Origin of the sequence: Dactylosporangium sp. McL0621 (genome assembly GCF_049995355.1) — a bacterium.
Taxonomy (GTDB): domain Bacteria; phylum Actinomycetota; class Actinomycetes; order Mycobacteriales; family Micromonosporaceae; genus Dactylosporangium.
Genome location: NZ_CP188259.1, coordinates 10,206,942 through 10,232,500, shown reverse-complemented (window position 1 = coordinate 10,232,500; position 25,559 = coordinate 10,206,942). Strand labels below are relative to the sequence as shown.

General features: G+C 72.8%; 22 protein-coding genes, 2 rRNA genes and 1 pseudogene (1 of these 25 only partly in view). 18 read left to right on the top strand and 7 right to left on the bottom strand.

From position 1 onward, the window contains the following. The 5 genes from ACPPVO_RS48395 to ACPPVO_RS48375 form a co-directional block, all read left to right on the top strand. Nucleotides 1–1,914 (top strand): 23S ribosomal RNA (locus ACPPVO_RS48395) (it extends 1,194 nt beyond the left edge of the window). Between the two features lie 110 nt (nt 1,915–2,024). Beyond that, a 5S ribosomal RNA gene (rrf, locus tag ACPPVO_RS48390) occupies nt 2,025–2,141 on the top strand. Between the two features lie 269 nt (nt 2,142–2,410). Next, nucleotides 2,411–4,234, top strand: coding sequence for a beta strand repeat-containing protein (locus tag ACPPVO_RS48385; RefSeq protein ID WP_426505767.1), 1,824 nt, complete (start codon nt 2,411–2,413; stop codon nt 4,232–4,234). Continuing rightward, nucleotides 4,156–5,412, top strand: coding sequence for a hypothetical protein (locus tag ACPPVO_RS48380; RefSeq protein ID WP_426514825.1), 1,257 nt, complete (start codon nt 4,156–4,158; stop codon nt 5,410–5,412). Before ACPPVO_RS48385 ends, ACPPVO_RS48380 begins: the two co-directional genes overlap by 79 nt. Continuing rightward, the gene (locus tag ACPPVO_RS48375) at nt 5,409–6,407 is read left to right on the top strand and encodes an HAD-IIA family hydrolase (RefSeq protein WP_426505766.1); all 999 of its coding nucleotides are present in this window, start codon (nt 5,409–5,411) and stop codon (nt 6,405–6,407) included. The genes ACPPVO_RS48380 and ACPPVO_RS48375 overlap by 4 nt, the downstream gene beginning before the upstream one ends. A gap of 197 nt (nt 6,408–6,604) precedes the next feature. On the opposite strand, the gene ACPPVO_RS48370 is transcribed toward ACPPVO_RS48375, so the two are convergent. Then, entirely contained in the window at nt 6,605–6,943 is a 339-nt protein-coding gene (locus ACPPVO_RS48370; RefSeq protein ID WP_426505764.1) for an SCP2 sterol-binding domain-containing protein, read from the bottom strand. Nucleotides 6,944–7,052: 109 nt separating this feature from the next. On the opposite strand from ACPPVO_RS48370, the gene ACPPVO_RS48365 reads away from it, so the two are divergent. The 6 genes and pseudogenes from ACPPVO_RS48365 to ACPPVO_RS48340 all read left to right on the top strand — a co-directional run. Next, complete coding sequence (locus ACPPVO_RS48365) at nt 7,053–7,646, top strand: phasin family protein (protein WP_426505763.1); 594 nt, start codon at nt 7,053–7,055, stop codon at nt 7,644–7,646. Next, a complete protein-coding gene (locus ACPPVO_RS48360; protein ID WP_360388593.1) occupies nt 7,643–7,837 on the top strand; it encodes a hypothetical protein in 195 nt (64 codons plus the stop codon). The genes ACPPVO_RS48365 and ACPPVO_RS48360 overlap by 4 nt, the downstream gene beginning before the upstream one ends. Before the next feature lie 22 nt (nt 7,838–7,859). Further along, the gene (locus ACPPVO_RS48355) at nt 7,860–8,660 is read left to right on the top strand and encodes a TlyA family RNA methyltransferase (protein ID WP_426505761.1); all 801 of its coding nucleotides are present in this window, start codon (nt 7,860–7,862) and stop codon (nt 8,658–8,660) included. After that, the gene (locus ACPPVO_RS48350; RefSeq protein WP_426505759.1) at nt 8,657–9,550 is read left to right on the top strand and encodes an NAD kinase; all 894 of its coding nucleotides are present in this window, start codon (nt 8,657–8,659) and stop codon (nt 9,548–9,550) included. Before ACPPVO_RS48355 ends, ACPPVO_RS48350 begins: the two co-directional genes overlap by 4 nt. Before the next feature lie 50 nt (nt 9,551–9,600). Then, on the top strand, nt 9,601–11,364 hold the full coding sequence (recN, locus tag ACPPVO_RS48345; protein ID WP_426505758.1) for a DNA repair protein RecN: 1,764 nt from the start codon (nt 9,601–9,603) through the stop codon (nt 11,362–11,364). Between the two features lie 116 nt (nt 11,365–11,480). After that, nucleotides 11,481–11,858 (top strand): annotated as a pseudogene (locus ACPPVO_RS48340) (DedA family protein); the annotation flags it as partial. 162 nt (nt 11,859–12,020) lie between these two features. On the opposite strand, the gene ACPPVO_RS48335 reads toward ACPPVO_RS48340, so the two are convergent. Further along, entirely contained in the window at nt 12,021–12,221 is a 201-nt protein-coding gene (locus tag ACPPVO_RS48335; protein ID WP_426505757.1) for a PASTA domain-containing protein, read from the bottom strand. Nucleotides 12,222–12,408: 187 nt separating this feature from the next. On the opposite strand from ACPPVO_RS48335, the gene steA reads away from it, so the two are divergent. From steA to ACPPVO_RS48305, 6 genes are all read left to right on the top strand, one after another. Continuing rightward, a complete protein-coding gene (gene steA, locus ACPPVO_RS48330; protein WP_426505756.1) occupies nt 12,409–13,581 on the top strand; it encodes a putative cytokinetic ring protein SteA in 1,173 nt (390 codons plus the stop codon). 12 nt (nt 13,582–13,593) lie between these two features. Next, nucleotides 13,594–14,541 (top strand): copper transporter, encoded by a 948-nt coding sequence (locus ACPPVO_RS48325; protein WP_426505755.1) that lies wholly within the window; start codon nt 13,594–13,596, stop codon nt 14,539–14,541. Continuing rightward, nucleotides 14,531–15,340 (top strand): hypothetical protein, encoded by an 810-nt coding sequence (locus tag ACPPVO_RS48320; RefSeq protein WP_426505753.1) that lies wholly within the window; start codon nt 14,531–14,533, stop codon nt 15,338–15,340. Before ACPPVO_RS48325 ends, ACPPVO_RS48320 begins: the two co-directional genes overlap by 11 nt. Continuing rightward, nucleotides 15,337–16,935 (top strand): murein biosynthesis integral membrane protein MurJ, encoded by a 1,599-nt coding sequence (gene murJ / locus ACPPVO_RS48315; protein ID WP_426505752.1) that lies wholly within the window; start codon nt 15,337–15,339, stop codon nt 16,933–16,935. The genes ACPPVO_RS48320 and murJ overlap by 4 nt, the downstream gene beginning before the upstream one ends. 80 nt (nt 16,936–17,015) lie before the next feature. Continuing rightward, nucleotides 17,016–18,050: a glycosyltransferase family 4 protein gene (locus ACPPVO_RS48310; protein ID WP_426514824.1), complete on the top strand. Its 1,035-nt coding sequence runs from the start codon at nt 17,016–17,018 to the stop codon at nt 18,048–18,050. Further along, entirely contained in the window at nt 18,050–20,179 is a 2,130-nt protein-coding gene (locus ACPPVO_RS48305; RefSeq protein WP_426505750.1) for a hypothetical protein, read from the top strand. The genes ACPPVO_RS48310 and ACPPVO_RS48305 overlap by 1 nt, the downstream gene beginning before the upstream one ends. A gap of 8 nt (nt 20,180–20,187) precedes the next feature. Here the strand turns inward: ACPPVO_RS48305 and ACPPVO_RS48300 are convergent, their stop codons facing one another. Continuing rightward, nucleotides 20,188–21,108 carry an SDR family NAD(P)-dependent oxidoreductase gene (locus ACPPVO_RS48300; protein ID WP_426505748.1) on the bottom strand — a complete coding sequence of 307 codons (921 nt, stop codon included), beginning with the start codon at nt 21,106–21,108 and terminating at the stop codon, nt 20,188–20,190. Nucleotides 21,109–21,210: 102 nt separating this feature from the next. Between ACPPVO_RS48300 and ACPPVO_RS48295 the strand changes: the two genes are divergently transcribed. Beyond that, nucleotides 21,211–22,056, top strand: coding sequence for a helix-turn-helix transcriptional regulator (locus tag ACPPVO_RS48295; RefSeq protein ID WP_426505747.1), 846 nt, complete (start codon nt 21,211–21,213; stop codon nt 22,054–22,056). Here ACPPVO_RS48295 and paaI read toward each other — a convergent pair. The 4 genes from paaI to ACPPVO_RS48275 all read right to left on the bottom strand — a co-directional run bounded on the left by paaI (nt 22,045) and on the right by ACPPVO_RS48275 (nt 25,558). After that, nucleotides 22,045–22,479, bottom strand: a complete 435-nt coding sequence (paaI, locus tag ACPPVO_RS48290; protein WP_426505745.1) for a hydroxyphenylacetyl-CoA thioesterase PaaI — start codon at nt 22,477–22,479, stop codon at nt 22,045–22,047. The two genes, ACPPVO_RS48295 and paaI, sit on opposite strands and share 12 nt — an antisense overlap. Further along, nucleotides 22,476–23,063: an NUDIX domain-containing protein gene (locus ACPPVO_RS48285; RefSeq protein ID WP_426505744.1), complete on the bottom strand. Its 588-nt coding sequence runs from the start codon at nt 23,061–23,063 to the stop codon at nt 22,476–22,478. Before ACPPVO_RS48285 ends, paaI begins: the two co-directional genes overlap by 4 nt. Further along, nucleotides 23,060–24,766 carry a CTP synthase gene (locus ACPPVO_RS48280; protein ID WP_426505742.1) on the bottom strand — a complete coding sequence of 569 codons (1,707 nt, stop codon included), beginning with the start codon at nt 24,764–24,766 and terminating at the stop codon, nt 23,060–23,062. Before ACPPVO_RS48280 ends, ACPPVO_RS48285 begins: the two co-directional genes overlap by 4 nt. Nucleotides 24,767–24,910: 144 nt before the next feature. After that, the gene (locus ACPPVO_RS48275; RefSeq protein ID WP_426505740.1) at nt 24,911–25,558 is read right to left on the bottom strand and encodes an epimerase; all 648 of its coding nucleotides are present in this window, start codon (nt 25,556–25,558) and stop codon (nt 24,911–24,913) included. Nucleotide 25,559 lies beyond the last annotated feature (1 nt).

Below are 25,559 nucleotides of genomic sequence, written 5' to 3'. Positions count from 1 at the left end.
AGCTCACTGGTCAAGTGGTTCCGCGCCGACAATGTAGCGGGGCTCAAGCACACCGCCGAAGCTGTGGCATTCACGCGTGTACCAGGCCTTCGTGGTCCAGGTGCGTGGATGGGTAGGGGAGCGTCGTGTCACCGGTGAAGCGGCGGAGTGATCCAGCCGTGGAGGTGACGCGAGTGAGAATGCAGGCATGAGTAGCGAAAGCAGGGTGAGAAACCCTGCCGCCGGATGACCAAGGGTTCCAGGGCCAGGCTAATCCGCCCTGGGTGAGTCGGGGCCTAAGGCGAGGCCGAGAGGCGTAGTCGATGGACAACGGGTTGATATTCCCGTACCCGCGTAGAAGCGTCCATGCCGAACCTGCTTGTACTAACCTCACAATGGTCTGAACCTTTCGGGGGGATGGCCGGCGTTTGGGAACTCGGGTGGTAGTAGGCAAGCGATGGGGTGACGCAGGAGGGTAGCTGGACCCGGCCGGTGGTTGTGCCGGGGCAAGCGTGTAGCCCGTGCTGTAGGCAAATCCGCAGCACTTGAGGGTGAGACGTGAAGCGGAGCCGTTCAGGCGAAGTCAGTGATCCCATGCTGCCGAGAAAAGCCTCTAGCGAGTTTCGAGCGGCCCGTACCCCAAACCGACACAGGTGGTCAGGTAGAGAATACCGAGGCGATCGGGCGAACTGTGGTTAAGGAACTCGGCAAATTGCCCCCGTAACTTCGGGAGAAGGGGGGCCACCGATGGTGAGACCACGTGCTGGTGGAGCGGTTGGTGGCCGCAGAGACCAGGGGGAAGCGACTGTTTACTAAAAACACAGGTCCATGCTAAGTCGTAAGACGACGTATATGGACTGACGCCTGCCCGGTGCTGGAACGTTAAGGGGACCTGTTAGTCCTTCGGGGCGAAGCGGAGAACTTAAGCGCCAGTAAACGGCGGTGGTAACTATAACCATCCTAAGGTAGCGAAATTCCTTGTCGGGTAAGTTCCGACCTGCACGAATGGCGTAACGACTTCCCCACTGTCTCAACCACAGGCCCGGCGAAATTGCACTACGAGTAAAGATGCTCGTTACGCGCGGCAGGACGGAAAGACCCCGGGACCTTCACTATAGCTTGACATTGGTACTCGAATTCGATTGTGTAGGATAGGTGGGAGCCTGTGAAGTCCTCACGCCAGTGGGGGTGGAGGCAAGCTTGAAATACCACTCTGTTGGATTTGGGTATCTAACCTTGGACCGTGAGCCGGTTCAGGGACAGTGTCTGGTGGGTAGTTTAACTGGGGCGGTTGCCTCCTAAAATGTAACGGAGGCGCCCAAAGGTTCCCTCAGCCTGGTTGGCAATCAGGTGTTGAGTGCAAGTGCACAAGGGGGCTTGACTGCGAGACTGACAGGTCGAGCAGGGACGAAAGTCGGGACTAGTGATCCGGCACTGGCAGGTGGAAGCGGTGTCGCTCAACGGATAAAAGGTACCCCGGGGATAACAGGCTGATCTTCCCCAAGAGTCCATATCGACGGGATGGTTTGGCACCTCGATGTCGGCTCGTCGCATCCTGGGGCTGGAGTAGGTCCCAAGGGTTGGGCTGTTCGCCCATTAAAGCGGTACGCGAGCTGGGTTTAGAACGTCGTGAGACAGTTCGGTCCCTATCCGCCGCGCGCGTAGGATACTTGAGAAGGGCTGTCCCTAGTACGAGAGGACCGGGACGGACGAACCTCTGGTGTGCCAGTTGTTCTGCCAAGAGCACGGCTGGTTGGCTACGTTCGGAAGGGATAACCGCTGAAAGCATCTAAGCGGGAAGCTCGCTTCGAGATGAGGTATCCCACCCCTAGAGGGTTAAGGCCCCCAGCGAGACCACTGGGTTGATAGGCCGGAAGTGGAAGCCTGGTAACAGGTTTGAGCTGACCGGTACTAATAGGCCGAGGACTTGACCTACATATCAAGCATGAAAGATTTTGCATCCACTGTGTGATTCTGAACCAACACCAGAACGCACCCTGTCGGCTTCGGTTGGCGGGTGTGCGGGGTTGACAGGTTCATAGTGTTACGGCGGCCATAGCGGAGGGGAAACGCCCGGTCCCATTCCGAACCCGGAAGCTAAGCCCTCCAGCGCCGATGGTACTGCACCCGAGAGAGTGTGGGAGAGTAGGACGCCGCCGGACAATCTTCGATCAAGGGCCGCCCGTTTGGGCGGCCCTTGAGTCGTTTACCGGGTCGAGCGCATACGGCGTACCCCGGTCGGGAAGGATGAAAGTCGTGAACGCAATGCCACACGACGGCGACGGCCAGGACGGCGGCCCGCGCGGGCCCCGTAGGGATGACTCCCGTTCTCGCGGCGGCGATCGGCCGCGCGGGAACTCTCGCGACGATCGGGCCGGCGGCGGGTCGCGCGACGACCGGGGCGGCCGGGGCGGTGAGGCTCGGGGCGGGCGTGACGGTGACCGTCCGTTCCGGGACCGGACCGAGCGGCCGAACCGGGATGGTGGCGGGTACCGCGGTGGCGACCGGCCTTCCGGACCCCGTGATGGTGGAGCTCGTGGTGACCGGCCCTCCGGGTTCCGTGAGGGCGGCGCCGCTCGTGGCGACCGTGATGGTGGGGCGCCTCGTGGGGATCGGCCGTTCCGGGATCGGGACGGTGGCGGGTACCGCGGTGGCGACCGGCCGTCTGGACCCCGTGATGGTGGAGCTCGTGGTGACCGGCCGTCCGGGTTCCGTGGGGACCGTGATGGCGGGACTCGTGGCGACCGGCCCACCGGTGGTGGGTTCCGGGATCGTGGGGATCGGCCTACCGGTGGTGGCTTCCGCGACCGTGGGGACCGGCCTACCGGTGGTGGCTTCCGCGACCGTGGAGACCGCCCTACCGGTGGTGGGTTCCGCGACCGCGGGGATCGGCCCAGTGGTGGTGGGTTCCGGGATCGTGATGGTGGGGCGCCCCGTGGGGATCGGCCGTTCCGGGATCGGGACGGTGGCGGGTACCGCGGCGGGGATCGGCCCGAGCGGCGTGACGGTGGGTTCCGGGGGGATCGGCCGACCGGCGGGTTCCGTGGGGACCGTGACGGTGCGCCTCGTGGTGATCGGCCCTCCGGTGATCGGGATCGTGGGGATCGGCCCAGTGGTGGCGGGTTCCGCGACCGTGGGGATCGGCCTGCCGGTGGTGGGTTCCGTGACCGGGATCGTGGGGACCGGCCGACTGGTGGTGGGTTCCGCGACCGTGACCGGGGCGACCGGCCCAGTGGTGGCGGGTTCCGTGACCGTGGGGATCGGCCCACCGGTGGCGGGTTCCGCGACCGTGGGGATCGACCCACGGGTGGCGGGTTCCGTGGGGACCGTGATGGCGGGGCTCGTGGTGACCGGCCGTCCGGGTTCCGTGGGGATCGGCCCTCTGGTGGTGGCTTCCGGGATCGTGACGGTGGTGGGTACCAGCGGCGTGACCGTGATGGTGATCGGCCCTCCGGCGATCGGGATCGTGGGGATCGGCCCAGCGGTGGTGGGTTCCGCGACCGTGGGGATCGGCCTACCGGTGGTGGGTTCCGTGACCGTGATCGCGGTGACCGGCCCAGTGGTGGTGGGTTCCGTGACCGTGGGGATCGGCCTGCCGGTGGCGGGTTCCGTGACCGTGATCGTGGCGACCGGCCCAGCGGTGGATTCCGTGACCGTGACGGCGGGGATCGGCCCAGCCGTGACCGTGGGGATCGGCCTACCGGTGGCGGGTTCCGTGACCGTGACCGGGGTGACCGGCCCAGTGGTGGTGGGTTCCGGGATCGTGACGGTGGGGATCGGCCCAGCGGTGGGTTCCGTGACCGTGGGGACCGGCCCGCTGGTGGCGGGTTCCGTGATCGTGACCGGGGTGACCGGCCCAGCGGTGGTGGGTTCCGTGACCGTGGGGATCGGCCTGCCGGTGGCGGGTTCCGTGACCGGGATCGTGGGGATCGGCCCAGCGGTGGTGGGTTCCGCGACCGTGACCGGGGTGATCGGCCCAGCGGTGGGTTCCGGGATCGGGACGCCGGTGGTGCTCAGCGGAGTGAGGGACTGCGGCGCAGCGATGCCGGTGGGTACCGGCCGCGCACCAGTGACCCGGGCTTCGTCAGCAGTGAGGACGCCGGCGAGGAGACCGTCAGCCGTGTGGCCGACCCGGTGCTCGCCGACGACCTCGACCCGTCGGAGCTCGACCGTTCGGTGCGCGCGGAGCTCAGCTCGCTCGCGCGGCCTGTGGCGGAGGAGGTTGCCCGGCGGCTCGTGGCGGCCGGCCAGCTGATCGACGACGACCCGGAGCTCGCGCTCGCGCATGCGCTCGTTGCGCGGCGCAAGGCGTCTCGGATCGGGGTGGTTCGCGAGGCCGCTGGGCTTGCGGCGTACCACGCCGGGGAGTGGCAGACGGCGCTCGGGGAGCTGCGGACGTACCACCGGATGAGTGGGAAGCAGACCCACATCGCGGTGATCGCGGACTGCGAGCGGGCCCTCGGGCGGCCGGAGAAGGCGATCGACCTCTTCCGCACGGCGGACCGGGAGCGGCTCTCGGCCGAGGAGATCGTCGAGCTGCTCATCGTGGCGGCCGGCGCGCGCGGGGATCTTGGGCAGACGGACGCGGCTGTGGCGATGCTGCAGGTGCGCGAGCTCACCTCGGCGCCCGATGCGCCTTGGGCGGCGCGGCTGCGGTACGCGTACGCCGATGCGCTCCTGCGGGCCGGACGGCGCGAAGAGGCGCGGGAGTGGTTCGCCCGGGCCGCGGACCTCGACGAGGATCTGCGCACCGACGCGGCCGAGCGGCTGCTCGAGCTCGACGGCATTACGCTCGACGGTGACACGGACGAGGACGACGACGAGCTCGAGGACGGCGAGGCCCGCGCGGCGGCCGGCCCGGGCGACGGCGAGGACGACGAAGACGACCGCGAAGAAGACGACGACGACGAAGACGAAGACGACGAGGACGAGGACGACCGCGACGTCGACGACTACGACGACGAGGACGATCGCGACGACGACGAAGACGACGATGATCGCGATGACGACGATGATCGCGATGACGACGACGATCGCGATGACGACGATCGCGACGACGACGAAGACGACGATGATCGCGATGACGACGACTACGACGACGATGAGGACGACGACCTCGACGACGAAGACGACGAGGACGCGGACGACTACGACGACGAAGACGACGACCTCGGCGATGACGAGGACGACGACAACGACGCCGAAGCGGACGACGAGACCGACGCCGATGCCGGCGGCGCTGTCGATGGTGAAGCTGTCGATGGTGCAGGCGAAGGCGACGAGAGCGACGCCGACGACGAGCCGGACGGCGATCACGTCGACCAGGGCGACGCCGACCATGCGCCCGCCGAGCCCGAGGACGCCGTCGGCGACGACGAGTCCGACGGGGATCAGCCGGGCGGCAAGGACGGCGAGGGGAAGGGCAAGGCGTGAGCGACGCGCAGGCGGATGATCTGGTCAGGCACTACGACCTGGTGATCTTCGATCTCGACGGGGTCCTGTACCTCGTCGACCAGATCATCCCCGGCGCCGCCGAGGCGTGTGCGGCGCTGCGCGGGCGGGGGATCCCCAGCGCTTACGCGACGAACAACGCCTCGCGGCTGCCGGGCGACGTCGCGGCGCTGCTGACGCGGATCGGCATTCCCGCCGAGCCGCGCGAGGTCGTGACCTCGGCCCACGCGACCGCGCTGCTGATGGCGGAGCGGTTCGCGCCCGGTACCCCGGTGCTGATCCTCGGCGCGCCCGCGCTGCGCGAGGAGGTCGTGGGCGCGGGGCTGACGCCGGTGACCGAGGCCGAGGAGGCGCGGGTCGTCGTGCAGGGGTACGGGCCGGACGTCCGGATGCGCGATCTGGGTGACGCCGCCGTGGCGATTCGCGGCGGTGCGGCCTGGATCGCGACAAACGCCGACAAGACGCTGCCGTCGCCGCGCGGGCCGCTGCCCGGCAACGGGTCGCTGGTTGTGGCCATGGCCACGGCGCTGGGGCGGCAGCCGGACACGATCGTCGGCAAGCCCGATCCGAGCCTGTTCCTGGAGGCGGCGCGGGAGCGCAGTGCCCAGCGGCCGCTCGTGGTCGGGGATCGGCTGGACACGGACATCGAGGGCGCGTACCGGGCGGGGATGGACAGCCTGCTCGTGCTGACCGGGGTCTCCGACGCCGCCGAGCTGCTCGCGGCGCCGGTCGAGCGGCGGCCCACGTTCGTGGCCGAGGACCTCGGGGGGCTTTTCGAGCCGGCCCAGGCGGCGTCGCAGGGGCAGTCGTGGCGCGTCGAGGACCGCGACGGGCGGTGGGTGCTCGCGGGCGACGGAGGCCGGATCGAGGCCCTCAACGCGCTGTGCCAGGTCGCGTGGGCGGCGGGAGAGGTGCGGCCCATCGACGGCGACGGCGAGGCCGCCGACGCCGCACTGAAGTGGCTGAAGCTGGCCTGACCACCGGCGCGAGCGCAGGTGGTCAGGCGCCGGCGAAACATCAGCGCGCCGGCGAACTTCAGCGCGCTGGCGAAACGCCGGCGCAAGCGCTAGAGCTAGAGCTAGAGCTAGAGCTAGAGCTAGAGCTAGAGCTAGAGCTAGAGCTAGAGCTAGAGCTAGAGCTAGAGCTAGAGCTAGAGCTAGAGCTAGAGCTAGAGCTAGAGCAGCTTCCGCAGCTTGAGCAGATCCATCATGCCCGCCTCGATCTTGATGCGGCCGCTCGTCCACGCCGACATGACGTTGAGCTGGCCGTTGACCAGGGCGAGCAGATCGTCGCTGGACGAGGTCAGCTTGATCTTCGCGCGCGGGTCGTCACCGTCGGTGAGGTCGGTGATCTGGCCGCCGTGGAGCCGGCCGTGGAAGGCCACCTCCAGGTCGGTGACGCGGCAGGCGAGCGTCCGGTCGAAGTCGAGCTTCTCCCGGGCCTGCGCGGCGTTTGTGGCCAGCCGCTGCGCGAGCTTGTCCAGCGCGGCGCGACACTCGTCAACCGTGGCCATGCGCGAAAACCCCGTCTTTCTCCAAATCCGTGGAATGTGACGGTACCGTACGGCGTCACGGCACGCCCGGTAGCGTAATGGCGTACACCACTTGGAGGAGAGACGCAATATGGCTCAGGAAGCATGGCGGGCTTATCTGGAGCTCGCCTACGGCATGACCGAGGCCACCACGAAGAAGGCGACGAAAACGGTTCGGCGCCTGGTCGGCAAGAGCGGCGCGACCGCCGATCAGCTGCAGGCGATGGCCGAGGACCTGCTCAGGGCCGGCTCGGCGAACCGTGACGCGCTGACGAAGCTGGTGCGGTACGAGCTGGATCGTGCCCTCGGCGCCGTCGGCCTGGCCACCGCCGACGAGGTTTCGGCGCTCACGACGCGGGTGCACGAGCTCGAGGCGCAGCTCAAGGAGGCGACGATCGCCGCGGTGGCGCCGCCGCACGAGCCCGCCCCGCCGGTCGGCGCCGAAGTGATCGCGGAGGCCCCGGAGGAGGCCCCGGCGGTGGCCGCAGCGCCCGCGAAGGCCGTGGCGAAGAAGGCCGTGGCCAAGAAGGTCGCCCCGCCGGCGGCGGCGCCCGCGGCGCCGGCCAAGAAGGTGGCCGCCAAGAAGGCCATCGAGACCGTCGCGGCCGCGTCCGAGGTCGGCCCCGCGTCGGCCAAGCTGCCCGTGAAGAAGGCCACTCGCGCGCCCCGGAAGACCGCGTCATGACCGCCCCCGTGCCTGGTCCCGGCCCTGCGCCGGCGCCGGGGCCGCCCGGGGCGGGGGTCCTCGGCCGGGTCGATGCGGCGGTGGCGGCGGTCGGCGAGGTAGCGTCGCTTCCGCTGCGGCAGCAGGTTTCGGTCTACACCGACGCCCACCGCACGCTGCAGGAGACGCTGGGCACGATCGAGGAACGCTGAGCTTTCAGGGAGCTGCTGGCAGATGGCGCGCCGGAACCGACTCGACGCCGAGCTGGTGCGCCGGGGGCTGGCCCGCTCCCGGGAGCAGGCGGCCGCGCTGATCGCCGCGGGCCGCGTCGAGGTGCGGGGCACCGCGGCGGGCAAGGCGGCGGCGCAGATCGACCCGGCGGACCCGGTGCGGGTGCTGGAGGCGGCGGGGGACGAGTACGTCTCGCGGGGCGGGCACAAGCTCGCCGGCGCGCTGGACGCGTTCGCCGCGCTGCCGGTGCAGGGGCGCCGGTGCCTCGACGCGGGCGCGTCCACCGGCGGGTTCACGGATGTGCTGCTGCGCCGGGGCGCGGCCACGGTCGCCGCGGTCGACGTCGGGTACGGCCAGATCGCCTGGTCGCTGCGTACCGACGAGCGGGTCGCGGTGATCGAGCGGACCAACGTGCGGACGCTGACGCCCGAGCAGATCGGCGGCGTGTGCGAGCTGACCGTCGCGGACCTGTCGTTCATCTCGCTGCGGCTGGTGCTGCCCGCGCTGGCGGCGTGCACGGCCCCGGGCGGTGACCTCGTGCCGATGGTGAAGCCGCAGTTCGAGGTGGGCCGGGAGGCGCTGGGCGACCGGGGCGTGGTGCGCTCGCCCGAGCTGCGGACCGCGGCGGTGCTCGATGTCGCCGCCGCGGCCGCCGGGCTCGGGCTCGGCGTGGCCGGGGTCGCGCGCAGCCCGCTGCCGGGGCCGCAGGGCAACGTGGAATTCTTCCTGTGGCTGCGCCGCGACGCGCCGCCGGTCGACCCGGCCGCGGTACAGCAGATTGTCGAGGGAGTGGTGCCGGCATGAGCGCACGCGAGGCGTTGCTGGTCACCCACACGGGCAAGGCCAGCAACAACGACCACGCCCGGACGGTGGCCTCGGACCTGCTCGACAACGGGTTCACGGTCCGCGTCCTCGCCGAGGAGGCCCGTGAGCTGGCCATCCCCCGGGCCGTGCCGGTCAGCGGGGAGGCGGCCGCGCAGGGCGCCGAGATCGTCTTCGCGCTCGGCGGCGACGGCACCCTGCTGCGCGCCGCGGAGCTGGCCCGGCCGGCGAAGGCGCCGCTGCTGGGGATCAACCTCGGCAAGGTCGGCTTCCTCGCCGAGGCCGAGATCGGCGACGTCGACAAGGCCGTCCGGGAGGTCGTCGAGGGCACGTACACCGTCGACGAGCGCCTCACCATCGACGTGACCGCCGAGCACTCGGGGCGGCTGGTCGGCAACTCGTGGGCGCTCAACGAGGTCACCGTCGAGAAGGGCGCCCGGGAGAAGATGCTGGAGCTGCTCGTCGAGGTCGACGGGCGGCCCTTGTCGCGGTACGGCTGCGACGGCGTCGTCTGCGCGACCCCGACGGGCTCGACGGCGTATGCGTTCTCGGCCGGCGGGCCGGTGGTGTGGCCGGAGCTGGAGGCGCTGCTGCTGGTGCCGATCTCGGCCCATGCGCTGTTCAGCCGGCCGCTGGTCATCTCGCCCGACTCGACGATCACGGTGAACGTCGAGCCGTTCACCAGCTTCGCGCTGCTCTCGTGCGACGGGCGGCGGGTGATGGACCTCGCGCCCGGCTCGACGGTGACGGTACGGCGGGGAGCCCTCCCCGTCCGGGTGGTACGCCTGCGTGAGCGACCGTTCACGGACCGTCTCGTTGCGAAGTTCGGGCTGCCGGTGGAGGGCTGGCGTCACAACAAACGGCACGGCTGACGGCCCGGCTGAGTGGAGAACTGTCGTACCCCGCAGCTAGTGTTCCTCACGTGCTGGAGGAACTCCGCATTACCGGACTGGGCGTGATCGAAGACGCCACCCTGCCCCTCGGCCCGGGCCTCACGGTCATCACGGGCGAGACCGGCGCGGGCAAGACCATGGTCGTGACGAGCCTCAACCTGCTCTTCGGCGGCCGCGCCGACGCGGGGCGGGTGCGCGCCGACCCGGGCCGGGCCACCGTCGACGGCCGGTTGACGCTGCCCGCGCACGTGCGGGCCGCGGTGGAGAGCCGCATCGCCGACGCCGGGGCGGAGGTCGACGACGACGGCACGCTGCTCATGAGCCGGACGCTGACGGCCGAGGGCCGCTCCCGGGCGCATGTGGGCGGCCGCACGGTGCCGGTGTCGCTGCTGGGGGAGGTCGGCGAGCGCGTGTTCGCGCTGCACGGGCAGTCCGACCAGCTGCGCCTGCTGCGCCCGGCCGAGCAGCGGGCTTCGCTGGACCGTTACGCGGGCGCGGAGCACGAGAAGCTGCTGGGGCAGTTCGCGGAGCTGTACAACCGCTGGCGGGCCGTCGAGGACGACCTGGCCGACCGGCGGGCCAACGCGCGGCAGCGCAACCAGGAGGCGGAGCTGCTCAAGCTCGGCCTCGACGAGATCACCCGCGTCGATCCGCAGCCGGGCGAGGACGAGCTGCTGCGCGAGGAGGCGCAGCGGCTCGAGCACGTCGAGGGCCTGCGCTCGGCCGCGCAGCTGGCGCACGTGGCGATGTCGGGGACCGGCGACGGCGGCGGTGACGACGTGGCCGACGTGCTGAGCCTCATCGCGACGGCCCGGCGGACCCTGGAGGCCCAGTCGGGCGTCGACCGGGTGCTGGGCGAGCTCGCGGCGCGCCTCGACGAGGTCGCCACGCTCGCCGGCGACGTCTCCACCGAGCTCGGCACCTACCTGGCCGCCCTCGACGCCGACCCGGGCCGGCTCGAGGAGGTCTACGAGCGGCGGGCGGCGCTGCGGGCGCTGACGCGCAAATACGCCGAGGACGTCGACGGCGTCGTGGCCTGGGCCGACCGTGCCCGCACGCGCCTGGCCGAGCTGGACACGTCCGACGAGCTGCTCGAGGAGCTCGACCGGGAGCGGCAGCGGCTGCACGGGGAGGTCGCGGAGCTGGCGGCGGTGCTGTCGGCGGCGCGGCACGAGGCCGCGGGCCGGTTCGCCGCCGACGTGACGGTGGAGCTGGCCGGGCTGGCGATGCCGCACGCCCGGATCGAGGTCGTGGTCGGGCCGAAGGCGGCCGGCAACGGGCCGAGCATCCCGACGGCGGCGGGCACGGACATCGGGGTCGGGCCCGACGGGTCCGACGACATCGAGCTGCGGCTGCTGCCGCACCCGGGGGCGCCGTCGCAGCCGCTGCAGAAGGGCGCGTCGGGCGGCGAGCTGTCGCGGGTCATGCTGGCCATCGAGGTCGTGTTCGCCGGGGTCGGCGGGCCGCCGACGCTGGTGTTCGACGAGGTCGACTCCGGGGTGGGCGGCACGGCGGCGGTGGAGATCGGCAAGCGGCTGGCGCGGCTGGCCCGCGATCACCAGGTGCTGGTCGTGACGCACCTGCCGCAGGTGGCCGCGTTCGCGGACCGCCATCTGGTGGTGGCGAAGGACATCGGGGGCGCGGTGACCACCAGCGGTGTGACGGTGGTCGAGCACACGGACCGGGCCCGGGAGCTCGCCCGGATGCTGGCCGGCCTGCCGAACTCCGACCTGGGCATCGCCCACGCCGAGGAGCTGCTGTCGGTCGCGGATCGGGAGAAAGCGCAGGCGTAAGGCGCGCGAGGCCTCGCGCCGACGCCGAGGAGCTGCTGTCGGTCGCGGATCGGGAGAAAGCGCAGGCGTAAGGCGCGCGACGCCTCGCGTTTGATCCGTCGCTTTACGTTTAGATCGTGATTGATGCGGTCGCTGCGTCGCCCTGGGTGCTGCTCGCGGTCTTCGTGATCGCGGGCCTCGACTCGCTGGTGCCGCTGTCGCCGAGCGAGACGACGCTGATCACGGTGTCGGTCCTCGCCGGGGCGACCGGCCGGCCGTTCATCGCGCTGGTGATCCTGGCCGCCGCGGCCGGGGCGTTCGCCGGGGACACGGTGGCGTACCGGATCGGGACGCGGCTGGGGCGGCGCAGCCGCGAGCGCGAGCTCTACGCGTGGGTGCGCCGGACGCTCGACGCGCACGGTGGGCAGGTCTTCGTCTTCGTGCGCTGGCTGCCGGGCGGGCGCTCCGCCTCCGCGCTGGCCGCCGGGGTGGTCGGATACCCGGCGGCGCGCTTTCAGGCTTGGACGGCGCTCGGGGCGAGCCTCTGGGCCATGCTGGCCGGGCTCATCGGGTACGGCTGCGGGATCTATTTCGACGGGACCCTCTGGAAGGCACTGCTGTCCGCCTATGCCGGGGCGGCCCTGCTGCTGGTCGCCGCGGAGGTGTTCCGCCGGGTCTCAGCGGCGGCCGACGAGCAGGTTGACGCGGGTGCCGACGGGAGCGACGGTCAGGGCCAGGGTCGACTGCTCGAGTACGACCATGGCGCCGGTGGGCCCGATCTCGCGGATCACTCCGAGCTCGAGTCCGGCGGCGCGTAGGGCGGCGGCGGCCTCCGCCGGGGTCTTGCCGGTGAGGTCGGGGACGCGGGTAAGGCGCATGGACGGTAACGTCTCCATGCAGACGTGAGTGGGTTCCGGCCGTCGCAAATACGCGCTTCGAGTGTCAGGTGGGCGACACCCGGGATGGGTGACCGGCGTCACGCCGGAACGTGAAATGGGGCGTTCCACCTGCACGTGGACATGTCGTACGCGGCTTTCGGGCGGCGTCCATGCCAGGATGGGTGTGATGCGACTTCCAACCTTGCGCCGCACCCGGCCCGCCGAGCCAGGTGCCATCGCCGGCGTCGTGCGGCTTGATCGGCGGACGAAGCGCCTGGTGGGGCGGCTGCGGCCGGGAGACATCGCGGTCATCGACCACGTGGACCTCGACCGGGTGGCGGCCGACTCGCTGGCCGCCTCCGGAGTGGCGGCCGTGCTCAACGCGAAGCCGTCGGTGTCGGGGCGGTATCCGAACCTGGGCCCGGAAGGGCTGATCAAGGCCGGCATCCCGCTCGTGGACGACCTGGGCGAGGAGCTGTTCGACCGGCTCCGCGAGGGCGAGTCGGTGCGCATCGAGGGCGACACCGTCTACGTCGGCGAGGAGGCCGTGGCCAAGGGCGTGCGGCAGGACGCCGACACGGTCGCCGAGGCGATGGCCGACGCCCGCGAGGGGTTGTCGGTGCAGCTGGAGGCGTTCGCGGCCAACACGATGGAGTACCTCAAGCAGGAGCGCGCCCTCCTGCTCGACGGCGTCGGCGTGCCCGAGATCCAGACGCAGATCGCCGGGCGGCACTGCCTCATCGTGGTGCGCGGCTACGACTACAAGGCCGACATCGACGTGCTGCGGCCCTACATCCGCGAGTACAAACCGGTCCTGATCGGCGTCGACGGCGGCGCGGACGCGCTGGTCGAGGCCGGGTACACCCCGGACATGATCATCGGCGACATGGACTCGGTCAGCGACGACGTGCTGCGCTGCGGGGCCGAGATCGTCGTGCACGCCTACCCCGACGGGCGCGCCCCGGGCCTGGCCCGGGTGCAGCGGCTCGGGGTGGAGGCGATCACCTTCCCGGCCGCGGCGACCTCCGAGGACATCGCGATGCTGCTCGCCGACGACAAGGGGGCTTCGCTGCTGGTCGCGGTCGGCACCCACAACACCCTGATCGAGTTCCTCGACAAGGGTCGCGGCGGGATGGCCTCGACGTTCCTGACCCGGCTGAAGCTCGGCGGCAAGCTCGTCGACGCGAAGGGGGTCAGCCGGCTGTACCGCCAGAGCCTCTCCGGCTCCTCGCTGATTCTGCTCCTGGCCTCGGCGATCGCCGCGATGGCCGCCGCGCTCGCGGTCACCACGATCGGCCGGGCCTACCTGAGCGTCATCGCCGAGTGGTGGGACAACCTGATCTTCACACTGTTCTCGTAGACGGGGCTCGTTTTGATCAACTTCCGGTACCACGTGGTGTCGCTGGCGGCGGTGTTCCTGGCCCTGGCCATCGGCCTCGTCGTCGGCACCGCGGCGGCCAACGGCCCGTTGACCGAGAACCTCAACGAGCAGGTCAACACGCTCACCGACGACAAGCAGCAGCTGCGCGACGACCTGGAGCAGTCGCGGGCGGAGCTGAAGAAGAACGCCGACTTCGCCAGCGAGGCCGCCCCGGCGCTGCTGGCCAACAAGCTCGCCAACAAGAACGTGCTGCTGGTCAAGCTCGACGGCAGCGACAGCGGCGACGTGAACACCGCCACCGACGGCGTGGCCACGATGCTCGGCACGGCCGGGGCCAAGGTCGTCGGCACGGTCACGATCAAGGAGAAGTTCACGGCCCCGGCCAACGGCGCCGTGCTGCTCGACACCGCCGAGTCGGCGGCCCCGGCCGGCGTCAGCGGCGCCCTGCCCAGCCAGGCCAACGGCGTGGACACGTCGGCCGCCCTGCTGGCCGCGGTGCTGTTCGGCAAGGCCGGCACCCCGCAGATCGAGGGCACCCGCACGGTGCTGTCGGCCTACGAGAGCGGCGGCTTCATCGGCCTCGACGGCGACTTCAAGACCCCGGCCGAGGCGGCGATCATCGTCGCCGGCGCGCCCGCCAGCGGCAAGGACGCCAAGGAGCGCAACGCCGCCGTGCTGACCATCGCGACCCGCTTCGACATCAGCGCCCGGGTCGTCGTGGCCGGCCTGTCCGCCAACGGCCTGGTCTCCGCCGTGATGGGCGACGCGACCGTGGCCAAGTCCATCTCCACCGTCGACAACGCCGTCACCGCCTACGGGCAGGTCGCCGCGGTCATGGCCCTGACCGAGCGGTTCGCCGGCAAGGCCGGGCACTACGGCAGCGGCGACGGCGCCACCAGCCTCCTACCGAAGACGGCGAGCGTGACAAATGGCTCGTAGGTTCATCCTGGGCGCCCTGGCCGGCCCGGTCGGCGGCGGCGTCGCCCGCGCGGTGCTGCGCGCGCTGCAGGATCACCCGAAGCTGGCCGGCACCAACTTCCGCGGCCGCAACGTGTCGCTGGCCGGCGGGCCGGCGCTGGCCGCCGGGGCCACCGCGGGCGCGATCGTGCACCGGCCCGAGCACGCCGCCGCCAGCGCGATCGCCGGGCTCGGGTCCGGGGCCGTCGGGCTGTACGACGACCTCGTCGGCGGCCGTCCCGAGCACGCGGCCAAGGGCTTCAAGGGGCACCTGGGCGCGCTGCGGGAGGGCCGTGTGACGAGCGGCCTCGTCAAGATCGCCGGGGTCGGCGCGGCCGGGCTGGCCGCCGCCGCGCTGCTGCCCCGCAAGCGGGCCGTCGACGTCGTGCTCGGCGCCGGCGTGATCGCGGGCGCCGCGAACCTGTTCAACCTGCTCGACCTGCGCCCCGGCCGGGCCTTGAAGGCCGGGATCGCCGTCGGCGGTCCGTTGGGCGCGTCCGGTCCCCTCGGAGCCGCCGGGGCGCTGCTGCCCGCCGACCTCGACGAGGAGATCATGCTGGGCGACGCCGGGGCGAACGCGCTCGGCGCGCTGCTCGGCGTCGCGTACACGGCCCGCACCGGCACGCTCGGCCGGCTCGCGGCCCTGGCCGGCATCGCGGCGCTGACCGCGGCCAGCGAGAAGGTCTCCTTCACCAAGGTCATCGAGGCCAACCCGGTGCTCAACCGGCTCGATCAGTGGGGGCGCCGCAAGCCATCCCCGTATCCACGCGGGCGCGGGTGACGAGAAGCAGGATCTTCGGTGCGGCGGCACTCGTCGCGGGTCTCACCCTTCTGGCCAGGATTGCCGGATTTGCGCGCATCCTGGTGTTCAACTCGTCGGTCGGGCCGACGCGGCTCGGCGACGCGTACCAGGCCGCCAACACGATCCCGAACATCATCTTCGAGCTCGTCGCCGGCGGCGCCCTGGCCAGCCTCGTCGTGCCGCTGCTGGCCGGCAAGGACAAGGCGACCGTCGGGCGCACCGTCGGCGCCCTGCTCACCTGGGTCGTGGCCCTGCTGACCCCGATCGCGCTGCTGGTCGCGCTGCTGGCGCACCCGCTCGTCGGGCTGCTCACCGCCGGGCAGCCGGCCGAGGTCGTCGACGCCGGCGCGCGGATGCTGCGGGTCTTCGCGCCGCAGCTGCCGCTGTACGGCGTCGGGATCGTGCTCACCGGGGCGCTGCAGACGTACCGCCGCTTCGCCTGGCCCGTCATCGCGCCGCTGCTGTCGAGCCTCACCGTGATGGTGGTGTACGTCGCCTTCGGCGTCGTCGCCGGGCGTGGCGCCGCGCTGGCCACCGTGAGCGGCGGGGAGCTGCTGCTGCTCTCCGGCGGTACCACCGTGGCCGTGGCGGTGCTGTCGCTGTGCCTGGTCGCCCCGGTGAGCCGGCTCGGGCTGCGGATCCGGCCCGCGGTCCGGCTCGACGTCGGCGCGCTGGCCACCCTGCGGCCGCTGGTCGTCGCCGGGATCGTCACCGTCGGCACCCAGCAGCTGGTGCTGGGCCTGGCCATCAACCTCGTCAGCTACAGCCCGGACGACGGCGCCATCGTCGTCTACAGCCTCGCCCAGACGATCTTCCTGCTGCCGTGGGCGGTGCTCGCGGTGCCGGTGGCCACGACGGCGTACCCGGCGCTCGCCGAGCACGGCGCGGCCCGGGACCGGGCCGCGTTCGCCGCCGCCCTCGCGCCGGCCGTGCGCGCCGTGGTGCTGCTGTCCTGCCTCGGCGCCGCCGCGCTGATCGTGCTCGCCCGGCCGATCGCGGTCCTGCTCGCCGCCGCCTCCTCGCACCCGCCCGCCGTCGGGCCGCTCGCCGCCGGGATCGCCTGGTTCGCGCCCGGGCTGCTCGGGTACGGCCTGTTCGCCCTGCTGTCGCGGGCCCTCTACGCCGGCGGCAACGCCTACCCGGCCGCGGTCGCGACGGCGGTCGGCTGGGCCGCGGCGGCGGTCGCGGCCCTGAGCCTGGCCTCGGCGCTGCCGGTGGGCGACCGGGTCGCGGCCGTGGCCGCGGCGAACTCGATCGGCATGCTCGTGCTCGGCGCGGCGCTGCTCGTGGCCGTGCACCGGCGGGCGGGGGGCGCGGCGCTGGCCGGTACCGCCAGAACGGCATCGATCTGTGTCGCCGCCGCGGCCGTCGCCACCGGCGCCGGCCTGTTCCTGCGCGCCCACCTGGCAACCCCGGGTGCCGGCGGGGCGGTCGTGCAGGGCATGCTGTGCGGAGTCGTGGTGGCGGCGGTGTATCTCGCCGGGGCGGCCTTCGCGGACCGCCGTACGCTGCGCCGACTGGTGGTGATCCGCCGCCGGCGGCCGAAGGCGTCTCCGCCGACGAGGCGTGTGTAGTTGAGGAGGGACGGATAGTGGGCGCCCGCATCGCGTTGGTCCTCGCCTCCAGCACTGGCGGCATCGGCCGGCACGTCGGCATGCTCGCCGAGGGCCTGGCGGCGCGCGGCCACGAGGTCAGCGTGCACGGGCCCGCCGCGACCGAGGAGCAGTTCGGGTTCGAGGCCCGCGGCGCCCGGTTCGTGCCCGTGGAGATCCCGGCCAGCCCGCAGCCCGGCGACGTGCTCGCCGTGCGCGCCCTGCGCCGCAGCCTCCGCGACGCCGACGTGATCCACGCCCACAGCCTGCGCGCCGGGCTCGTCGCCGCGCTCGCCCGCGCCGACGGCACCCCGCTGCTGGTCACCTGGCACAACCTGGTGCTCGCCACCGGCCTGCGGGCCCGGCTCTACCACCCGCTCGAGCGCCGGGTCGCCCGCGCCGCCGACGTCACCCTCGCCGTGTCCAGCGACCTCGCCGCCCGCGCCGCCGAGCTCGGCGCGCGCGATGTCCGGCTGGCGAAGGTACCGGCGCCCGTACCCCGGCCCGTCCGGCGCACCGCCGAGGAGCTCCGCGCCGAGCTCGGGGCCGAGCCGGGCCAGCCGCTGGTGCTCGCCGTCGGCCGGCTGCACCCGCAGAAGGGCTTCGAGACGCTCGTCTCGGCCGCGGCGCGCTGGCGCGACCGGGACCCCGAGCCGTTCACCGCGATCGCCGGCAGCGGCCCGTCGTACATGTCGCTGGCCCAGCGCATCTCCGTCGAGCACGCCCCGGTCCACCTGCTCGGCCACCGCGACGACGTGCCCGACCTGCTCGGCGCGGCCGACCTGGTCGTGGCGACGAGCGTGTGGGAGGGCCAGCCGCTGTTCATCCAGGAGACCCTGGCCGCCGGGGTACCGCTGGTGTCGACCGCCGTCGGCGGCGTGCCCGAGGTCGTCGGCGACGCCGCGCGCCTGGTCGAGCCGGCCGACGTCGACGCCGTCCACGACGCGGTCGTCGAGCTGCTCGACGACCCGGCCGCCCGCGCCGAGCTGGCCCGCATCGGGCTCGCCCGCGCCGCCGGCTGGCCCACCGAGCGGGACACGATCGACCAGGTCGAGGCGGTGTACGCCGAGCTGCGCGCCGCCCGCGGGGCGGGCTGATGCGCCACTGGCTGCACCGGTTCTCCCCGGCACTGCTGGCGCTGCTGGCCGGCCTGGCGGGCGTCGCCGCGCTCATCCCGCGCCCGGCCGCCGTGCCCGCCCAGCCGACCGCCGACTACGTGATCATCGTCGGCGTCGCCGGGCTGCGCTGGGACGACGTCAACGCCGCCGACACCCCGGCGATGTGGCAGATGGCCCAGGACGGCGCGATCGGCGCGCTGTCGGTGCGCTCGGCCCGCCGGATCACCTGCGCCGGCGACGGCTGGCTCACCCTCGGCTCCGGCAACTTCGCCGTCTTCACCCCGGGCCCGGTCACGCCGGTCTGCCCGCCGCTCGACGTGCCCATCACCCGGAACACGACCAGCGCCACCCTGCCCGACCAGGGCGACCTCGTCACCCGCAACAGCAACCTGCACTGGGGCGCCCAGCCCGGGGCCCTGGCCGAGGGCGTGCGCTGCACCACCGCGGTCGGTCCGGGCGCGGCGGTCGCGGCCGCGCGGCCGTACGGCCGGGTCGACCGGTACTCCGAGACCCTCGACGACAGCCTGCTCGACGCCTGCGCCCTCACGCTCGTGGACCTCGGCGAGATCGCGGGCGACGACCCCGTGGCCCGGGCCGCGGACGCCCGCCGCGCCGACGCCGCGCTGGCCGACATCCTCGCCGCCCGCCCGGAGCACTCCGTCGTCATGCTCGCCGGGCTGTCCGACCTCGACGCCACCAGCCGGCTGCACGTGGCGATCGCGCAGGGGCCCGGTTTCACCGGCGGCTGGCTGACCTCGCCGTCGACGTCGCGGCCCGGGTACATCCAGGTCGTCGACCTCGCCCCGACCGCCCTCGCGGCCCTCGACCGGCCCATGCCCGGCAGGCTCTTCGCCGGCACCGCCGCGTCGACCGCCGACAGCGGCCGGCCGGCCGACGTCACCGCGGCCGTGAGCCGGCTCGCCGACGCCGACCGCGAGGCGAGCGTTCAGCGCCGCGTCGGCACCAACTTCTTCACCACCCTCGTCGTGGCCGAGCTTCTGCTGTTCCTGGCCGTGGTACCGCTGCTGCAGCGCGCCCGCCGCCCCGCCGGCCCGCTCACCCACCGGCCGATCCCGCGCCCGCTCGTGCGGGCCGCCGAGGTGCTGCTCATCGCCGCGTCCCTCGCCGTGCCGGCCGCGCTCGTCGCCGACCTGCTGCCCTGGTGGCGCTGGCCCCGCCCCGGCCTCGGCTTCGGCGGGGTCACCCTGGCCGTGACCGCCACCGCGACGTTCGCGATCGCGTTCCTGACCCGCCGCAGCCGGGCCATCGCCCCGCTCGGCGGGGTCGCGGCCGTCGCCGCGCTCGCCGTCGCCTTCGACGTGCTGACCGGCTCGCGGCTGCAGCTCAACGGCGTCGCCGGCTACTCCGCGGTGGTCGGCGGCCGGTACGCGGGCGTCGGCGTCATCGGCCTGGGCCTGCTCGCCACCGGGGCCCTGCTCGGCGGGGCCGCGCTCGCCCAGCGCTTCGAGCGCCGCTGGCGGCCGTTCGTCATGGCCGTGATCGGGGCCGTCGGGATGGTGATGATCGGCAGCCCGTACCTCGGCGCCGACGCCTCCGGAGCGGTGGCCCTCACCGCCGGCGGGTGCCTGGCCGCGGCGATGGCCGTCGGCGGCTGGCTGACCATCACGCGCCTGCTCTGGGCCGCGGGCGCGGCGCTGTTCGTGAGCTCGGGCTTCGCGATCCTGGACCTGTTCCGGCCGGAGGCGCAGCGCAGCAGCGTCGGGCGGCTGCTCGTGCGCACCCAGGACGGCACGGCGGGGTTCATCGCCCGCCGCATCGCCGAGGCCGACGTGGTGACGACGGTCACCAGCCCGCTGACGGTCCTGGTGCTGGGCTGCGTGGTGTACGCGACGTTCGTGCTGCTCCGCGACTGGGGCGGCCTGCGGCGGCTGCTGGGCGTCTTCCCGCCGGTGCGTGCCGCCCTCTCCGGCCTGGTCGTGGCGTGCCTGCTGGCCGGCGTCGTGGAGGGCGTGTCGTTCAACGTGCTGGGCGCCGCCCTGGCGACGGCGCTGCCCCTCGTCGTCCTGTCCTGCCTGCGCGTCCTGGAGCACGCCGACGACCGCACCCCGGCGGCGCCGCGGGTGCCCGAGGCGGCGCTGGAGAGCTGAGCCCGGGGCTACCCGACCAGCTCGGCCGTCGCCTCCCACAGGCGCCGCTCGCGGCCGCGGTCCTGGGCCACCGGTTGTACCGGCGTCACCTTCGTCTTCACCACGAACGCGCCGTCGCGCAGGCCGGCCCACCGGTCGTCCAGGGCCATCGCGGCCAGCAGCGGGCCCGAGCGCTGGGGCGTCGACACGCCGGGGATGCGGGCCAGGGCGCGGCTCATCGCCTGGAACGCCGCCGGCGCGCCCCGGCCCAGCGCGGTGCCCGGCATCCAGCCCGGTTCGAACACCGACACGTTCACCCCGTCAGCGGCGCGGCGTTGCAGCTCGTGGGCGTAGTACAGCAGGGCCAGCTTGGCGTTGGAGTAGGCGACGCCCGAGGTGGTCAGGCTCGGCGCCTGGGTCGCGGGGGCCGGGCGGGCCAGCTCGACCGGGTCGGACCACTCGGCCGCGGCCACGTGCAGCAGCCGGCGCCAGAAGTTCGCGTGGTACGTGTTCGAGCCGAGCAGGACGATCCGGGCCGGGGCCGTCAGCGAGCCGAGCAGGTCGCCGATCAGCTGGGCGTGAGCGAGGTAGTTCACCGCGAACGTCAGCTCGTAGCCGTCCCGCGACGACTGCCGGGTGTCGGTCGACATGATGCCGGCGTTGGCGACCAGGGCGCGCAGCGGCCGTACGGTGCCGGCGGCCAGCAGCTCGCGCACGGTCGCCGCGGCGGCGCGCACGTCGGACAGGCTCGACAGGTCGGCGCCGATCTCGTGCACGCGGGCGCCGCGGGTGCGGGCCTCGTCGGCCACCGCGGTCAGGTCCCGGCCGGGGCGGCCCACCAGCAGCAGGTCGGGGCGCCGGGCCGGTGGGCGGTCGGCCATGGCGAGCACGGTGTGGCGGCCCAGGTTGCGGGTCGGGCCGGTGATCAGCGCGGTTCCGGGTTCGGTCATGGCTCCAGGCTGCGGGAACGGCCGCGGCGCAGGCAGTCGTCGGTTTTTCGTAGGACTGCCAGGACCAGGACAACCCCGTGCGGCGCGCGCAGACTGGAACGCGTGGAAGCGTTGGACTTCGGCCGGACGGTGCGCCGCTGGCGGGACCGGGTGACGCCCGAGGCCGTCGGCGTTCCCGCCGGCCGCCGGCGCCGGGCCAGCGGGCTGCGCCGCGAGGAGCTGGCCGGGCTCGCCGGCATCTCGGCCGACTACCTGACCCGCCTCGAGCAGGGGCGCGCGACCACGCCGTCGGCGCAGGTGGTCGAGGCGCTGGCCCGGGCGCTGCGCCTGGCCGACACCGAGCGCGACCTGCTCTACCGGCTGGCCGGGCACGCCGCGCCGGGGCCGGATGTCGTACCGTCGCGAGTCACCGCGAGCGTGCAGCGGCTGCTCGACCGCCTGGCGCACACCCCGGTCGTCGTGTACGACGCGACCTGGACGCTCGTGCTGGCCAACGCGCCCTACGACGCGCTGATGGGGGAGACGACCGCCTGGCGCGGCCGGGAACGCAACGCCGTGTGGCGCAACGTCGCCCGGCTGCCCTCGCGGGTCGTGCACACCCCGCGGGAGCAGGCCGAGCACGAGGCCCGGCTCGTGGCCGACCTGCGCCTGACGGCCTCGCGCTACCCGGCCGACCGCGCCCTGCGGCGCCTGATCGCCGACCTCGCCGCCGGCAGCCCGCGGTTCGCGGAGCTCTGGGACGCCGAGGCCCCGCCGCCGCCGGCCGAACCGTCCCGGCGCAAGACCATCGACCACCCCGCGGTCGGGCGGATCACCCTCGACTGTGACACGCTGATCGTCGCCCAGGACGACCTGCGCATCACCGTCTACACCGCCGAGCCCGGCACCGCGGACGCCGACCGCCTGGCCCTCGCCGTCGTCCTGGGCACGCAGTCGCTAGTGCCCTGACGGGCCGAGGATGGGCGTACCGGAGCTGCGCGAACGCCCGCGGAACTCGGCCAGCACGGTGCCGTCGGCGCGGTGCACGGTCACGTCGTAGAGCCCCGACCGGCCGCGGCGCGACCGCTCCACCGCCGTCGCGGTCAGCTCGTCGCCCGCCCGCGCCGGCTCCAGGAACGACACGTCCGCGCCCGCCGCGACCGTCACCCGGTCGTACGTGTTGCACGCGAACGCGAACGCCGTGTCGGCCAGCAGGAAGACGTAGCCGCCGTGGCCGATGGCGTGGCCGTTGAGCATCCCCGCCGTCACCGTCATGGTGGCCGTGGCGCGGCCCGGGCCCACGCCGCCGATCCGGACGCCCAGAGACTGTGACGCGGTGTCTGCGGCGAACAGGGCGGCGGCGCAGGCCTCGGCGAGTTCCTGCGCGGTCACTCGGCCTCGGCGGCCGGGCGCAGCGTCTTCCAGTCGCGGGCCCGCGCCTGGGCCGCGCCGAGGATGCCGATCACGCAGGCGGCGTTGGTGATCTCGCCGGACAGGGCCATGGTCACGGCCTCGTCGAGGTCGACCCAGTGCAGCTCCAGGTCGGCCTCCTCGTGGGTGCGCTCGTAGGCGTCCCCGTCCGGCTTCGGGCCGACGTCGCGGGCGAGGAAGAGGCGGATCTTCTCGTTGGAGCAGCCGGGGGTGGTGTGCACCTCGGCCAGCAGGTCCCAGCGGCCCGCGACGAGGTCGGCCTCCTCGGCCAGCTCGCGCGCGGCCGCGTCGACCAGGGCCTCGCCGGGCACGTCGATGAGGCCGGCCGGCAGCTCCCACAGCACCTGGCGGACGGCGGGGCGGTACTGCCGCACGAGCGCGACCCGCCCCTCGCCGTCGAGGGCCACGACGCCGACCGCGCCGACGTGCACCATGTAGTCGCGGTCGACGACCTCGCCGCCGGGCATCTCGACGGCGTCGGTGACGACCGAGAAGACCCGGTTGCGCAGCCGCTCGGTGTGCGAGCGAACCTCGTACGTCGTCATGCGTCCACCGTCTCCAGCTCGACCGGCAGGCGGTCGGCCGCGTTGTAGGCGACCGCGGCGCCGACGAACGCGGCGAACAGCGGGTGCGCCCGGGTCGGGCGGCTCTTGAGCTCCGGGTGGGCCTGGGTGGCCACGAAGAACGGGTGCTGCTCGCGGTCGAGCTCGACGAACTCGACAAGCCGCCCGTCGGGGGAGGTGCCGGAGATGAGCAGGCCGGCGCCGGTCATCGCCTCGCGGTACGCGTTGTTGACCTCGTAGCGGTGCCGGTGGCGCTCGGAGACCTCGGTGGCGGCGTACGCCTCCGCGGTCAGCGTCTTCGGGGTGAGCACGGCCGGGTAGGCGCCCAGCCGCATGGTGCCGCCGAGGTCGCCCTTGCCGGCGACGATGTCGTGCTGGTCGGCCATGGTGGAGATGACCGGCTCGCTCGCCTCCGGGTCGAACTCCAGCGAGTTGGCGCCCGGGATGCCGGCCACGTGGCGCAGCACCTCGATGGTCATGCACTGCAGGCCCAGGCACAGGCCGAGGGTGGGGATGCCGCGCTCGCGGGTGTACTGCGCCGCGCCGATCTTCCCCTCGATGCCGCGCACGCCGAAGCCGCCCGGGATGACGACGCCGTCGACGCCCGCGAGGGCCTGGGCCGCGCCGGCCGGGGTGGTGCAGGCGTCGCTGGGCACCCAGCGGATCTCGACCCGGGCGCGGTGGGCGAACCCGGCGGCGCGCACGGCCTCGGTGACCGAGAGGTACGCGTCGGGCAGGTCGACGTACTTGCCGACGATCGCCACCGTGACCGTCTGGCGCGGGTGGTGGACCCGGTCGAGCAGGTCGTCCCACTTCTTCCAGGCGACGTCCCGGAACGACAGGCCCAGGCGCCGCACGACGTAGGCGTCCAGCCCCTCCTCGTGCAGCACGCGCGGGATGTCGTAGATCGAGGGCGCGTCGGGCGCGGAGACCACGGCCTCGGCGTCGACGTCGCAGTACAGCCCCAGCTTGTTCTTGGTCTTCTCCGGGATCTCCCGGTCGGAGCGGCAGACCAGCGCGTCGGGCTGGATGCCGATGCTGCGCAGGGCCGCGACCGAGTGCTGCGTCGGCTTCGTCTTCAGCTCGCCGCTCGGGGCCAGGTAAGGCACCAGCGACACGTGCAGGAAGAAGCAGTTGTCGCGGCCGATGTCGTGGCGGACCTGCCGGATCGCCTCGAGGAACGGCAGCGACTCGATGTCGCCGACGGTGCCGCCGACCTCGGTGATCACCACGTCGGGGGCCACGCCCTCGGCGTTGGGCTCCGACATCGCGCGGATGCGGGCCTTGATCTCGTTGGTGACGTGCGGGATGACCTGGACGGTGTCGCCGAGGTACTCCCCGCGCCGCTCCTTGGCGATGACCGCCGAGTAGATCTGGCCCGTGGTCACGTTCGCGTTGCGCGACAGGTCCTGGTCGAGAAAGCGCTCGTAGTGGCCGATGTCGAGATCGGTCTCGGCTCCGTCTTCGGTGACGAACACCTCGCCGTGCTGGAAGGGGTTCATCGTGCCGGGGTCGACGTTGAGGTAGGGGTCGAGCTTCTGCATGACGACCCGTAGCCCGCGCGCGCTGAGCAGGCTGCCGAGGCTCGAGCCGGTGAGGCCCTTGCCGAGTGAGGAGGCGACGCCCCCGGTGACGAAGATGTGCTTGGCCTGACGGCTGGCACCGGTCCGAGCTACAGAGGACAAAGCCTGCTCCCGTGGGGTTTGTCACGCTGCCGAGTCAGCGATCCACGGGAGTTCAGCCTAACACCAGGTAAACGGCAGTGCGGAAGGGCGCACCGGAGGTCACACGCGTCACACGTCCGTGCGTGATTTTCCGGGCACGGTGAGCTATCTGGCGGCGGCGATGTCGCGACTTTCCCAGGTCCGCCGCCCGGGCCGGGTGCGGGCCACGATGAGCATCGCCCGGCCCAGCTGGCCGGTGCTCGTCGCGATGCCGGGCGCGAAGCGGACCAGCAGCGCCGCGAGCGGGCTGAGGACGGTGTAGGCGATGTGGTACCAGCGGACCCGGGAGCGCACCCCGTGCTCGGGGCGGATGAAGCCGGGCCGGAACGCGTAGCCGGTCAGGTCGAGCGCGGCGACGTCGTCCTCGGTGCGGCCCTTGACGCGGGCCCACATCTGCCGCCCGTCCCGGTTGGTCCCGGCCCCGGAGACGTAGACGAACACCATCCCGGGGGCCTGCGCGGCCGCCTGCCGGGCCGCGGCGAGCGTGTAGTCGTACGTGATGCGCGTGTAGTCCGCCTCGCTCATGCCCACGGAGCTCACCCCGAGGCAGAAGAAGCAGGCGTCGTACCCGCCGAAGTCGACGCCCGCGAAGTCGGTGAAGTCGGCGTGGACGACCTCGCGCAGCTTGGGGTCGCTGACGCCGGTCGGGGTCCGGGTCACCACCAGGACCTCGGACACGTCGGCGGCGAGCAGGCATTCCCGCAGCACGCCCTGGCCCACCATGCCGGTGGCCCCGAAGACGATGACCTTCATG

Excerpts from the sequence above, each read along its gene's own strand:
- ACPPVO_RS48275 (WP_426505740.1), bottom strand. The coding sequence starts at position 25,558 with ATGAAGGTCATCGTCTTCGGGGCCACCGGCATGGTGGGCCAGGGCGTG.
- ACPPVO_RS48370 (WP_426505764.1), bottom strand. The coding sequence starts at position 6,943 with ATGGCCACGGTTGACGAGTGTCGCGCCGCGCTGGACAAGCTCGCGCAG.
- ACPPVO_RS48335 (WP_426505757.1), bottom strand. The coding sequence starts at position 12,221 with ATGCGCCTTACCCGCGTCCCCGACCTCACCGGCAAGACCCCGGCGGAG.
- ACPPVO_RS48310 (WP_426514824.1), top strand. The coding sequence starts at position 17,016 with ATGCTCGCCGAGGGCCTGGCGGCGCGCGGCCACGAGGTCAGCGTGCAC.
- ACPPVO_RS48300 (WP_426505748.1), bottom strand. The coding sequence starts at position 21,108 with ATGACCGAACCCGGAACCGCGCTGATCACCGGCCCGACCCGCAACCTG.
- ACPPVO_RS48285 (WP_426505744.1), bottom strand. The coding sequence starts at position 23,063 with ATGACGACGTACGAGGTTCGCTCGCACACCGAGCGGCTGCGCAACCGG.
- ACPPVO_RS48320 (WP_426505753.1), top strand. The coding sequence starts at position 14,531 with ATGGCTCGTAGGTTCATCCTGGGCGCCCTGGCCGGCCCGGTCGGCGGC.
- steA (WP_426505756.1), top strand. The coding sequence starts at position 12,409 with ATGCGACTTCCAACCTTGCGCCGCACCCGGCCCGCCGAGCCAGGTGCC.
- ACPPVO_RS48360 (WP_360388593.1), top strand. The coding sequence starts at position 7,643 with ATGACCGCCCCCGTGCCTGGTCCCGGCCCTGCGCCGGCGCCGGGGCCG.
- ACPPVO_RS48305 (WP_426505750.1), top strand. The coding sequence starts at position 18,050 with ATGCGCCACTGGCTGCACCGGTTCTCCCCGGCACTGCTGGCGCTGCTG.
- ACPPVO_RS48365 (WP_426505763.1), top strand. The coding sequence starts at position 7,053 with ATGGCTCAGGAAGCATGGCGGGCTTATCTGGAGCTCGCCTACGGCATG.
- ACPPVO_RS48355 (WP_426505761.1), top strand. The coding sequence starts at position 7,860 with ATGGCGCGCCGGAACCGACTCGACGCCGAGCTGGTGCGCCGGGGGCTG.
- ACPPVO_RS48350 (WP_426505759.1), top strand. The coding sequence starts at position 8,657 with ATGAGCGCACGCGAGGCGTTGCTGGTCACCCACACGGGCAAGGCCAGC.